Source organism: Actinomycetes bacterium (genome assembly GCA_035489715.1).
GTDB lineage: Bacteria > Actinomycetota > Actinomycetes > JACCUZ01 > JACCUZ01 > DATHAP01.
Map to the genome: position 1 here is coordinate 26,171 of DATHAP010000025.1, position 11,515 is coordinate 37,685.

Annotated in this window: 12 protein-coding genes and 1 tRNA gene; all 13 read left to right on the top strand. The window is 73.8% G+C overall.

From position 1 onward, the window contains the following. Positions 1-81 precede the first annotated feature (81 nt). The 13 genes from VK640_02260 (at position 82) to VK640_02320 (ending at position 11,389) form a co-directional block, all read left to right on the top strand. Positions 82-2,985: an Rne/Rng family ribonuclease gene (locus tag VK640_02260; protein ID HTE72005.1), complete on the top strand. Its 2,904-nt coding sequence runs from the start codon at positions 82-84 to the stop codon at positions 2,983-2,985. A 162-nt stretch (positions 2,986-3,147) separates the two neighbouring features. Further along, positions 3,148-3,480 carry a 50S ribosomal protein L21 gene (gene rplU / locus VK640_02265; GenBank protein ID HTE72006.1) on the top strand — a complete coding sequence of 111 codons (333 nt, stop codon included), beginning with the start codon at positions 3,148-3,150 and terminating at the stop codon, positions 3,478-3,480. A 50-nt stretch (positions 3,481-3,530) separates the two neighbouring features. Beyond that, positions 3,531-3,806 (top strand): 50S ribosomal protein L27, encoded by a 276-nt coding sequence (rpmA, locus tag VK640_02270; GenBank protein HTE72007.1) that lies wholly within the window; start codon positions 3,531-3,533, stop codon positions 3,804-3,806. A 151-nt stretch (positions 3,807-3,957) separates the two neighbouring features. Further along, positions 3,958-5,313, top strand: a complete 1,356-nt coding sequence (gene obgE, locus VK640_02275; protein ID HTE72008.1) for a GTPase ObgE — start codon at positions 3,958-3,960, stop codon at positions 5,311-5,313. A 6-nt stretch (positions 5,314-5,319) separates the two neighbouring features. Continuing rightward, positions 5,320-6,417: a glutamate 5-kinase gene (proB, locus tag VK640_02280; protein HTE72009.1), complete on the top strand. Its 1,098-nt coding sequence runs from the start codon at positions 5,320-5,322 to the stop codon at positions 6,415-6,417. 40 nt (positions 6,418-6,457) lie between these two features. Next, on the top strand, positions 6,458-6,844 hold the full coding sequence (locus tag VK640_02285; protein HTE72010.1) for a hypothetical protein: 387 nt from the start codon (positions 6,458-6,460) through the stop codon (positions 6,842-6,844). A 24-nt stretch (positions 6,845-6,868) separates the two neighbouring features. Beyond that, a complete protein-coding gene (locus VK640_02290; GenBank protein HTE72011.1) occupies positions 6,869-7,018 on the top strand; it encodes a hypothetical protein in 150 nt (49 codons plus the stop codon). Positions 7,019-7,044: 26 nt separating this feature from the next. After that, positions 7,045-7,683: a nicotinate-nucleotide adenylyltransferase gene (gene nadD / locus VK640_02295; protein ID HTE72012.1), complete on the top strand. Its 639-nt coding sequence runs from the start codon at positions 7,045-7,047 to the stop codon at positions 7,681-7,683. Next, complete coding sequence (locus VK640_02300) at positions 7,680-9,170, top strand: LytR C-terminal domain-containing protein (GenBank protein HTE72013.1); 1,491 nt, start codon at positions 7,680-7,682, stop codon at positions 9,168-9,170. The genes nadD and VK640_02300 overlap by 4 nt, the downstream gene beginning before the upstream one ends. Positions 9,171-9,192: 22 nt before the next feature. After that, the gene (gene rsfS, locus VK640_02305; protein ID HTE72014.1) at positions 9,193-9,615 is read left to right on the top strand and encodes a ribosome silencing factor; all 423 of its coding nucleotides are present in this window, start codon (positions 9,193-9,195) and stop codon (positions 9,613-9,615) included. Positions 9,616-9,617: 2 nt separating this feature from the next. Further along, on the top strand, positions 9,618-10,310 hold the full coding sequence (locus VK640_02310) for a histidine phosphatase family protein (protein HTE72015.1): 693 nt from the start codon (positions 9,618-9,620) through the stop codon (positions 10,308-10,310). Positions 10,311-10,357: 47 nt separating this feature from the next. Further along, positions 10,358-10,430: transfer RNA gene (locus VK640_02315), tRNA-Ala, on the top strand. A gap of 443 nt (positions 10,431-10,873) precedes the next feature. Next, positions 10,874-11,389 carry a hypothetical protein gene (locus VK640_02320; protein HTE72016.1) on the top strand — a complete coding sequence of 172 codons (516 nt, stop codon included), beginning with the start codon at positions 10,874-10,876 and terminating at the stop codon, positions 11,387-11,389. Positions 11,390-11,515: the final 126 nt, after the last annotated feature.

Genomic DNA, 11,515 nt, shown 5'->3' on the forward strand with positions numbered 1-11,515 from the left:
CCGACGGCGTTCACACGGATCAGCCTCCGCGCGGCGCGGCCCAGAGCCGGCGCCCGGGGGCGTGACGGGAGAACACCCGGAATGCTCGACGACGAGCCCACGACCACCACGACCGGCACGACAGGCACGAGCGGCACCGATGGTATTGACGGCACCGACGGCACCGACGGCACAGCCGGCACAGCCGGCACAGCCGGCGACGCCCCGCGACCGGCCCGCCGCCGCCGAGCCGCCAGCCGCCCGGCCGGACCGCCGGTCGCCACCGACCCCGCGACCGCCACCGAGCCGGCGTCCGAGCCGGTCACCGACGCCGACGAGGCGCCCGCCCCGGCTGCCAAGCGCACCCGCAAGCGGGCCACCAAGGCGACCAAGGCCACGACGGCGGCCGCTGCGGCTGAGAGCGCCGCCGAGGCGCCGGTCGCCGACCTGCCCGGGGCGCAGGCGGCCCGGGCCGACCAGGGGACGGAAGCTCCCGCGCCGGCCCGCAAGCGAGCCACCAAGCGCACCAGCAAGAAGGCGGCTGCCGCCGAGGCGGCCGCTGCCGAGGCGACCGCTGCCGATATGACCGCTGCCGAGACGACCGGGACGACCGACGCGGCCGAGCCGGCGAGCGGGCCCGTCGGGGCGCCCGGCGTGCTCTTCCAGCCGCCGGAGCCCACGCCCGCGCCGCGCCGGCGCCGGGCGGCCGCCAAGGCCGCAGCACCCGAGACGGCAGAGCCCGAGGACCAGGCCACCGGCGAGGCCGTCCAAGCCGAGGCCACCGGCACCGGTCCGGACGACGACGACACCGACGACGCCGAGGACGGCGGCGAGGGCGGCCCCCGCCGGCGGCGCCGAGGCGGCCGCGGCCGTCGGGGCCGTGGCCGGGGCCGCGACGACGAGTCCGAAGGCGGCAGCGACCTTTCGGACGCCTCTGACGCCGCCGATGCCACGGACCCAGCCGAGGCCGAGGGGGACGGCGCCGACGACGAGGGCACCGACGGAGAGGGCACCGGCACGCGCCGCCGGCGGCGCCGCCGTCGCCGCGGGGGCGGCGAGGGAGAGGCCGAGACCGAGACGGACGACCCGCCCAACACCGTCGTGCGCATCAGGGAGCCGCGCAAGCGCAGCGCGTCAGCCGGCCGCTCCGGCCGTGCCGACCGTGCCGACCGTGCCGACCGTGCCGACCGTGCCGACCGTGGCGACGAGGACGACGACGGCGTGCGCTCGGTCAAGGGCTCCACCCGGCTCGAGGCCAAGAAGCAGCGCCGCCGCGAGGGCCGCGAGGCGGGCCGCCGCCGCCCCCCGATCATCACCGAGGCTGAGTTCCTCGCCCGCCGCGAGGCCGTCGACCGGGTGATGATCGTCCGCCAGTCGGGGGAGCGCACCCAGATCGCGGTGCTCGAGGACGGCGTGCTGGCCGAGCACTACGTGAGCACCGCGTCCAGCAGCGGCAACTCATCGGTCGTCGGCAACGTCTACCTCGGCAAGGTCCAGAACGTCCTGCCCTCGATGGAGGCGGCGTTCGTCGACATCGGCAAGGGCCGCAACGCCGTGCTCTACGCCGGTGAGGTCAACTGGGACGCGGCCGGTCTCGAGGGCCAGCCCCGGCGCATCGAGCTCGCGCTCAAGTCCGGCGACCCGGTCCTCGTCCAGGTGACCAAGGACCCGATCGGCCACAAGGGCGCCCGGCTGACCAGCCAGGTGTCCCTCGCCGGCCGCTACCTCGTCCTGGTGCCGTCCGGCTCGATGACCGGCATCAGCCGCAAGCTGCCCGACACCGAGCGCAACCGCCTCAAGTCGATCCTCAAGCGCATCGTCCCCGAGGGTGCCGGCGTCATCGTCCGTACCGCGGCGGAGGGCGCCAGCGAGGAGGAGCTCAGCCGCGACGTGGCCCGGCTCACCGCGCAGTGGGAGGACATCGAGAAGAAGTCCCAGAAGGGGTCCTCGGCGCCGACCTTGCTCTACGGCGAGCCGGACATGACGATCCGCGTCGTGCGGGACATCTTCAACGAGGACTTCTCGTCGCTGGTCGTCTCCGGTGACGACGCGTGGGACATGCTCGAGCCGTACGTCGCGCACGTCGCACCGGACCTGCGCGAGCGGATGTCGCGCTGGACCGACGAGCAGGACGTGCTGGCGGCGCAAAGGGTGAACGAGCAGCTGGCCAAGGCGCTGGACCGCAAGGTCTGGCTCCCCAGCGGCGGCTACCTGGTCATCGACCGGACCGAGGCGATGATCGTCGTCGACGTCAACACCGGGAAGTTCACCGGCCAGGGCGGCAACCTCGAGGAGACGGTCACCAAGAACAACCTCGAGGCCGCCGAGGAGATCGTCCGCCAGCTGCGCCTTCGCGACCTCGGTGGGATCATCGTCATCGACTTCATCGACATGGTCCTGGAGAGCAACCGCGACCTCGTCCTCCGTCGCCTGCTCGAGTGCCTCGGCCGCGACCGCACCAAGCACCAGGTGGCCGAGGTCACGTCGCTGGGTCTGGTCCAGATGACCCGCAAGCGGGTCGGCCAGGGGCTGCACGAGGCGTTCTCCACCCCCTGCGAGGCCTGCAACGGCCGCGGCTACCACGTCCACACCGACCCGGTGGAGACGCGCGGCGGGGGCGGCGGCAACGGGTCCGGCGACCGGCGCCCCGCCCGCAAGGGCGGCGACAAGACCGGCTCCGGAGACAAGACCGGCTCGGATGACAAGGCCGGCTCCGGAGACAAGGCCGACAAGCCGGCGAAGGGCCGCAAGAGCTCCCGCGGCGGCGGTAAGGGCCGGGTCGATCCGGCGGACGCCGTCGAGGCGCTGGACGCCTCACCCGTGGCCGTGGAGGACCCGGTCGAGCCGCCCGGCACCGCGGCAGCCGTGGCCGACGCCATGCCCGACACAGGTGCCGGCTTCGTTGCCGACGCAGCTGCCGACACAGGTGCCGACACAGGTGCCGACGAGCCGGCGCCCGCGCCGCGTCGCCGGCGCCGGGCGGTCAGCCCCGCCACCACCGTCTGAGGACCGGGCGGGCACCCGTCGGTTTGACCGGGTGCCCGCCGGGTTCGTACCCTGGACCGTCCCGATCCTGACGGCGCCCCGGTGGGCGTCCGTCACCGCGCGCCCACCGCGGGCCGCGCCCACGTTCTGATGCGAGTCGCAGAAAGCGAGCCGGTGTCCACGATGGTGTACGCGATCGTCCGTGCTGGTGGACGCCAGGAGAAGGTCGCCGTGGGCGACGTGCTCGAGATCGACCGGGTCCAGGGTGACCCCGGCTCGACCCTCGAGCTGCCCGTCCTGCTCCTCGTCGACGGCGAGACGGTCACCAGTGACCGCTCGGCCCTGGCCAAGGCGACCGTGACGGCCGAGGTCGTCGCCGCCACCAAGGGACCCAAGATCGACATCATGAAGTTCAAGAACAAGACCGGCTATCGCCGCCGCCAGGGTCACCGCCAGCGGCTCACCAAGGTCAAGATCGTCACCGTCACCGGCATCGAGACCGGCTCCACGAAGTAGCCCCCGAACCAGCAGTCCCGAACCAGCAGTCGCAGGAAGAGGCAGATCCCATGGCTCACAAGAAGGGCGCGTCGTCCACCCGCAACGGGCGCGACTCCAACGCGCAGCGCCTCGGCGTCAAGCGGTTCGGCGGCCAGGTCGTCAACGCCGGCGAGATCATCGTCCGGCAGCGCGGCACCCACTTCCACCCCGGGCTCGGTGTGGGCCGCGGTGGTGACGACACCCTGTTCGCCCTCGTCGCCGGGTCGGTGGAGTTCGGCAGCCGCCGCGGTCGCCGCGTCGTCAACATCGTGCCTGCCGACGCGGTGCCCGCCGAGACCAGCTGACACCAGCCCGTCCGGGGCGCAGAGGCACCGGACGACCCGCCGACGCCGAGGGGACCATGGTCGACCGACCGTGGTCCCCTCAGCGGTTTCCCGGCCCAGCACCCTGGCGCCGTACCCGCACCACCGCCGAACCGAGAAGAGGTGAGCCGACGTGACGACCTTCGTCGACCGCGTCGTCCTGCATCTCGCGGCAGGTGACGGCGGCCACGGCTGCAGCTCGATCCACCGGGAGAAGTTCAAGCCGCTCGGCGGCCCGGACGGCGGCAACGGCGGGCGCGGCGGCGACGTGCTGCTCCGCGTCGACCCCGACGTCACGACGCTGCTGGACTACCACCACTCCCCGCACCGCCGGGCCGGCAACGGCAAGCCGGGGCAGGGCGGCAACAAGAGCGGCGCCGAGGGTGGCGACCTGCTGCTGCCGGTCCCGAACGGGACCGTGGTCAAGACCTTCCACGGCGAGGTCCTCGCCGACCTGGTTGGTGCCGGCACGACGTACGTCGCCGCGCAGGGCGGCCGCGGGGGCCTCGGTAACGCCGCCCTCGCGTCGGCCCGGCGCAAGGCCCCCGGCTTCGCGCTGCTCGGCGAGCCCGGTGACGCGGCCGACGTCGTGCTCGAGCTCAAGACAGTCGCCGACGTCGCGCTCGTGGGCTTCCCGAGCGCCGGCAAGTCGTCCCTGGTGGCCGCGCTCAGCGCGGCCCGGCCCAAGATCGCCGACTACCCGTTCACCACGCTGGTGCCCAACCTGGGCGTCGTCGAGGCCGGGGAGGTCCGCTACACGGTCGCCGACGTGCCCGGGCTGATTCCCGGGGCAAGCGAGGGCAAGGGGCTCGGGCTGGAGTTCCTGCGCCACGTCGAGCGCTGCAGCGTCCTGGTGCACGTCGTCGACGCCGGGACGCTCGAGCCCGGTCGCGACCCGCTGACCGACCTGGACGTCATCGAGGCCGAGCTGGCGGCGTACGGCGGGTTGGAGGACCGGCCGCGGCTGGTGGCGCTCAACAAGGTCGACCTCCCCGACGCCCAGGACCTGGCCGAGCTGGTGACCGCCGACCTGCAGGCGCGCGGGCTGCGGGTCTTCCCGGTCAGCGCCGCGGCCCGCACCGGTCTGCGCGAGCTGTCCTTCGCGATGGCCGAGCTGGTGGCCCGTGCCCGGGCCGAGGCGCCCGCGCCCGAGGCCACCCGGATCGTGCTTCGCCCCCGGGCGGTCGACGACCGCGAGTTCGAGGTCGAGCGCGACGGCGACCGCTTCCTGGTGCGTGGCCGCAAGCCGGCCCGCTGGGTGCGCCAGACCGACTTCGCCAACGACGAGGCGGTCGGCTACCTGGCCGACCGACTGGCCCGGCTGGGTGTCGAGGATGCCCTGCTCGCTGCCGGGGCCCAGGCCGGTGACGAGGTGGTCATCGGCGACGGTGCGAGCGCCGTGGTCTTCGACTGGGAGCCGACCTTGCAGGCCGGCGCCGAGCTGCTGCACGGCCGGCGCGGGACGGACCTGCGGCTCGAAGGCCGCTGACCCGACATGCGTGGCCGGGCCCGGGTGGTCGTCAAGGTCGGGTCCTCCTCGATCACTTCGGCCGAGGGCGGCCTGGACGACGCCCGGCTGGACCCGCTGGTCGACGCCCTGGCGGCGGCCAGGCTCGGCGGGTCCGAGGTCGTCCTCGTCTCGTCGGGCGCCATCGCCTCCGGGCTCTCACCGCTGGGTCTGGCCAAGCGGCCCAGGGACCTGGCCACCCAGCAGGCCGCGGCCAGCGTCGGCCAGGGCATCCTGGTCCACCGTTACACCGAGTCGTTCGCCCGCACCGGGCTCACGGTCGGCCAGGTGCTGCTCACCGCCGACGACGTGGTGCGCCGCGGGCATTACCGAAATGCGCGGCGCACCCTGTACCGGCTGCTCGACATGGGCGTCGTGCCGGTCGTCAACGAGAACGACACGGTGGCCACCGAGGAGATCCGCTTCGGCGACAACGACCGGCTGGCCGCCCTGGTCGCCCACCTGGTGCACGCCGACCTGCTCGTGCTGCTCTCGGACGTGCCGGGCGTGTTCGAGGGTGACCCGCGCCGGGCGGAGGCCCGGATGCTCACCGAGGTGTCGGAGCAGGCCGACCTGGCAGGTGTCCGGCTGGGCCGCGGCGGCGGGTCCGGCATCGGCCGGGGTGGCATGGCCAGCAAGGTCGAGGCAGCCCGGGTCGCGGCCGCCGCGGGGACCCGGGCGGTGGTGGCGGCCGTCGGTGACGTCGGCGCCGTGCTGGCCGGGGAGCCGCTCGGCACCTCGTTCACGCCCGCCGCGCGCCGGCTGCCGACCCGGCTGCTGTGGCTGGCCTACGCGGCGACGACGCGGGGTGCGCTGCGTCTGGACGCAGGAGCGGTCCGGGCCGTCGTGGACCGGCGGATGTCCCTCCTGCCGGCCGGGGTGACCGCGGTGGAGGGCGACTTCGTCGCCGGCGACCCGGTGGACCTCCTTGCCGAAAACGGTCACGTGGTGGCCCGCGGGCTGGTGAACTTTGACGTGGCGGAACTGCCGGCCCTGCTGGGCCGGTCGACCCCCGACCTGGGCCGCGAGCTCGGCCCGGCGTTCAGCCGCGAGGTCGTCCACCGCGACGACATCGTGGTCCTGTAGGCGAGGCGTCTCGGCGCCCGGTGGAGAGGGCGGTGCACGGGTGCGGGAGCGCAGCCTCGCGGCGCACCGGTCGGCGCGGCCGGAGACGCAGCCCATGTGGCACGTCACGCTGACCGTCGTCGGCGAGTCCGTGGCCGTGGGCGACGTGCGCCAGGCGCTCGAGCGGCTCACCCACGAGCGACCTTTCCTGCTCTCCGCCCGCTACGCCGCGGACCGTGCCGAGCTCCGCTACTGGGAGGAGGCCCGCGACCTGGAGGACGCCGCCGCGCTGGCCCTGCGGCTCTGGGGCGAGCACCGCAGCACCGCCGGCCTGCCGCCCTGGCGGGTGGCCGGTCTCGAGGTGGTCGACCGCACCACGTTCCAGCGCCGCGCGATGGACAGCCCGGCCCCCGCACTGGTCCCGGCGGGTGGCGTCCGCCCGTTCTGAGCGTCCTGTGGGAGACTGCCGACCGTGACAGCACAGACCGTCGCCGCCGTCCTCGCCACCGGCGAGGAGAAGGCCCGTGAGCTGCCCGCCGAGCCGTGGGCCATCGGGGTGGGCGTGTTCGCCACCCTCGTGGTCCTGCTGCTCATCACGCTCAGCTTCGGCAAGGACCGCTGACCGGGCGAGCGCCGTCCGCCACTCCCGTGCCGACCACTGGTCCCGACACCCGGGCTGACTCCCGGCGGCCGAAGCTCGGCGTCATGGGCGGTACCTTCGACCCGGTCCACCACGGGCACCTGGTCGCCGCCAGCGAGGTCGCGGCGCGCTACGGGCTCGACGAGGTGGTGTTCGCGCCCACCGGCCAGCCTTGGCAGAAGGCCGGCGAGCGGGTCACGGCCGCCGAGCACCGCTACCTGATGACCGTCATCGCGACCGCGGCCAACCCGCACTTCACGGTCAGCCGGGTCGACATCGACCGCCCTGGTCCCACGTTCACGATCGACACGCTGCGCGACCTGCGGGCCGCCCGCGGCGAGGACGTCGACTACTACTTCATCACCGGTGCCGACGCACTGGCCCAGATCCTGGGCTGGAAGTCCGCCAGCGAGCTCTTCGAGCTTGCCCGGTTCATCGGCGTCACCCGTCCGGGTCACACCCTTTCGACGGAGGGTCTTCCTGCCGAAAGAGTGAGCGTGCTCGAGATCCCCGCGCTGGCCATCAGCTCGACCGACTGCCGCGACCGCGCGCGTCGCGGCGACCCGGTCTGGTACCTCGTCCCGGACGGGGTCGTGCAGTACATCTCCAAGCACCGGCTGTACGACGGCGCCGGAGCGAGGTCGTGAACGGCCGGCACCGCCGGCCTGAGGCGGACTCCCTCCCCGGCGTCGACGTCGCCGACCGGCTCGAGTCCGGCCCGGTGGTCGAGGCGCCGGGTGCGGTCCCCACCGGCCAGGGTCGGCACTCCGGGCCCGCCGGACCCGCCGGGCCCGCCGGGGTCGCCGGACCCGCGCGGCCCGCCGGGCCCGGCACGACGGTCCGCACCACCGCCGCGGCGATGCCCGCCGTTGCTGCGCCGCCAGTGACTCCGGGGAGCGCCCCGGCCGCCCCCGGCCGGACCGTCGTCGCCCGTCGCGACCGGGCCTCCGCCCGCGCCGCCCGGCGGGCTGCCGCCCGGCGCCGCAACCTGCTCGTCGGCGGCGTGCTGGCCGCCGTCCTGGTCCTGCTCGTGGGCGGCTGGCTGGTGCTGCGTGGCGGTGGGGGCGACGACGTCGGCACGACCGGTGGCGGCCCGCCGTCCCAGGAGACCCTGCTGGTGCAGGTGACCGACGAGGACGGCACGGCCGCGGCCAGCGCGCTGACCGGGGTGACGCCCTCGACCGGCACCGGAGCCGTCGTCCTGGTCCCGTCGCGCCTGCTCGTCGACGTCGCGGGCACCGGCGACATCCCGTTCGGGGAGACCGCCACCCTGCCCGAGCGGTCCGCCCCGGCCCAGGCGCTCACCGACCTGGTCGGCGTGCGGGTGGACGACAGCTGGGTGCTCGACCGCACCGCGCTCGCCGCGCTGGTCGACGCCGTCGGAGGCGTCGACGCGGCGGTGGACGTCGACGTCGTCGAGACCGACAAGGACGGCAACGAGACGGTCGTCGTCGAGGCCGGCAACCAGGAGCTCAAGGGTGCGGCCGCAGCGGCCTACGCGACGTACCTCGCCGAGGACGAGCCCGAGCAGGCCCGGCTCGCGCGCTTCGACGACGTGCTCACCGGCGTCCTGCAGGCGATGCCGGAGGACCGGGTGGACGTCGTGGCCGCCCTGGGCAGGGCCGGCGACGGCTCGGAGAGCACCCTGGACGCCGCCGCGCTCGCCGACCGGCTGCTGCACCTGCGGGCAGCGGCCGAGGCGGACGAGCTGGTCTCGGACGTGCTCCCCGTGACCGAGATCGACACCGGGTCGGACACCCCGTCGTACGGCATCGACTCGGGTCAGGTCGCGGCGATGATGCGCACCCGCTTCCCGGCGGCCCTGCAGCAGGACGCCGGCGGCGAGGTGCTGCGGGTCCTGGTCGAGAACGGCGTCGGAACGCCCGGGCTGGTCGAGAAGGCGCGGGCCAAGCTGGTCGACGACGGGTTCCGCTTCGTCAACGGGGGCAACGCCGCGTCCTTCGACTTCGAGGAGAGTGCCGTGATCATCCCGGACGGCACCGAGAAGAGCGTCGCGCGGGGACGGCGGGTGGCCCGCTCCCTCGGCCTGCCGGACAGCTCGGTGACCACATCGGACCGGGGCCAGACGGTCGCCGACGTGATCGTCATCCTCGGCAAGGACTTCGCACCCTGATCCGCGTGGGAGAATTGTCCCGATGACGATCTCAGACCGCGCCCAGGAGCTGGCCGTCGCCGCAGCCGAGGCGGCGTCCGAGAAGCTCGCCGACGACATCCTCGCCTTCGACGTGGGCGACCAGCTGGTGATCACTGACTGCTTCGTCCTGTGCTCCGCGCCCAACGACCGGCAGGTCAAGGCGATCGTCGACGCGGTCGAGGAGCGGCTGCGCACCCTCGGCGCCAAGCCGGTGCGCCGCGAGGGCGAGCGCGAGGGCCGCTGGGTGCTCCTCGACTACATCGACGTGATCGTCCACGTCCAGCATGCCGAGGAGCGGGTCTACTACTCGCTCGAGCGGATCTGGAAGGACTGCCCGACCGTCGAGCTGCCCGAGCACGTGCGCGCGCCGCGGTCCCGGGTGCCGTCAGAAGCCGACGGACGTACGACCGGCGCGGCGTCCTGACGGTGGCACCCGGCCACGAGCGCCCGCCTGCCCGCCGGGTCGTGCTGTGGCGGCACGGCCAGACGGCCTGGAACCTCCAGGACCGCTTCCAGGGCCACACCGACGTCGAGCTGGACCCGGTCGGCCTCGACCAGGCGGCCCGCGCCGCCCGGCTGCTCGCGGCGCTCAAGCCGCACGCCATCGTGTCCTCCGACCTCCTCCGGGCCCGGGCCACCGCCGAGGCGCTGGCCCGGCTGGCCGACCTGCCGGTGCGGGAGGACCCTCGCCTGCGGGAGACCTTCGGCGGGACCTGGCAGGGCCTCACGGTCGACGAGATCCGGGCGCTGGACGCCGACGCCTACACCCGCTGGCGGGCCGGCGAGGACGTCCCCGCCGGTGGTGCGGAGTCGCGCACCGACGTCGCAGCACGGGTCGGCCCGGCCGTGCTCGACGCCGTCTCGACCGTTCCGGCGGGGGAGTGCGTGGTGGTCGTGACGCACGGCGGCTCGGCGCGCGCGGCGATCGGCACCATGCTCGACCTGCCGATGGACCGCTGGGCGGTGATCGGGGGGCTGGCCAACTGCTCGTGGTCGGTGCTCGAGGAGGTCGCCGCCGCCGGGTCTGAGAGCGCCGGTTCGGGGCCAACCGGCGCATGGCGCCTGGTCGAGCACAACGCCGGCAGCCTGCCCGAGCCGGTCATGAGCGACGAGGAGTAGCCGGATTCGTCCGCGGTGACCGGAGCCGTTAGACTTCACGACCGCAAGGGGCTGTGGCGCAGCTGGTAGCGCACCACACTGGCAGTGTGGGGGTCAGGGGTTCGAGTCCCCTCAGCTCCACCCCGTCTGATCCGGGGTTCTCCCCGAGGCACGGCCCGATCGTCGGCCGTCCCGCCGACTGTGCGGCTGCCATGACATATCCGACTTGCCGTGCAAGTCCGACGACCCTGGGTGACACGTTGACGACGCACGCGAGTCGTCCGATTCGTCCCCTTGCGCGTCCGGTGTGACGCGCTCATCTTTCGAGGTGGCGACCGGCGTGGGGGCTCCCGGGACGCAAGAAAGCGGGGTGGGGCCATGGAATGTCGCGCGCACGCGACGCGACGACCGGCGCTCGACGGTCGCGTCGGGGTCTCCAGGGATCCGCCCAAGCGAGGGCCCCCCGGCCCGGATCGCACAAAGCACCCCTGCGAAGAAGGACCCCATTGACCAAAACCGGGAGGCGTGCGCAGCCTAGCCGCGCGCCTCGCCTCCCTCCCTCATCCAAACGGAGGATTTGCATCATGAGGCGCATCTTTTTAATCGCCGTGCTCAGTGTCGCGATGCTGGGCTTCGCGTCCGCAGCACAGGCAGTCACAACCGTCAACCTCGACAACGCTCCCCAGGGGGCGCACTTCGCCAAGGGCGCCGCCGCGCCGATCTGCACCGTGACCGGAACGACGGTCACCTGCACCGGCACCGCCATCGAGGGTGTCGGCAACACGAACGCGACGGTCGAGCTGGCCGTCACGTCCACGATCAGCGGCGTGTGCCACAACCCGGGCGTGAACAGCAAGGTCGTCGAGCCCTTCTCGGAGTCGGTCACCACCTCGACCTCCAGTGAGCTGACCTCGACGAGGAACGGCAGGCTCGTCGTCCCCGCCCAGACGACGACCGGGACCAGCACCGAGGACTTCCTGTCCACCTTCACCTGCCCGAGCGCGAACTGGACGCCTGAGGTGACCAGCAACGTGCTGAGCTACGAGTACACGCTCACGTTCGCGGGCTTCACCGAGCCGGCCATCCTCATCACCGGCTGACCACCCCACACCCGAGCCGGGGGCCGGCCATGGGTCGGCCCCCGGCTGCGGGGAGTCGGACGCCTGGATCGATCCGGCGCCGCTCCCAAGGTGCGCAAGCATCCGCCCGGAACAAGGGGTCCACCA

Coding starts and splice junctions, on each gene's coding strand:
- rsfS (HTE72014.1), top strand. CDS start 9,193: ATGACGATCTCAGACCGCGCCCAGGAGCTGGCCGTCGCCGCAGCCGAG.
- VK640_02260 (HTE72005.1), top strand. CDS start 82: ATGCTCGACGACGAGCCCACGACCACCACGACCGGCACGACAGGCACG.
- proB (HTE72009.1), top strand. CDS start 5,320: ATGCGTGGCCGGGCCCGGGTGGTCGTCAAGGTCGGGTCCTCCTCGATC.
- VK640_02320 (HTE72016.1), top strand. CDS start 10,874: ATGAGGCGCATCTTTTTAATCGCCGTGCTCAGTGTCGCGATGCTGGGC.
- rplU (HTE72006.1), top strand. CDS start 3,148: ATGGTGTACGCGATCGTCCGTGCTGGTGGACGCCAGGAGAAGGTCGCC.
- rpmA (HTE72007.1), top strand. CDS start 3,531: ATGGCTCACAAGAAGGGCGCGTCGTCCACCCGCAACGGGCGCGACTCC.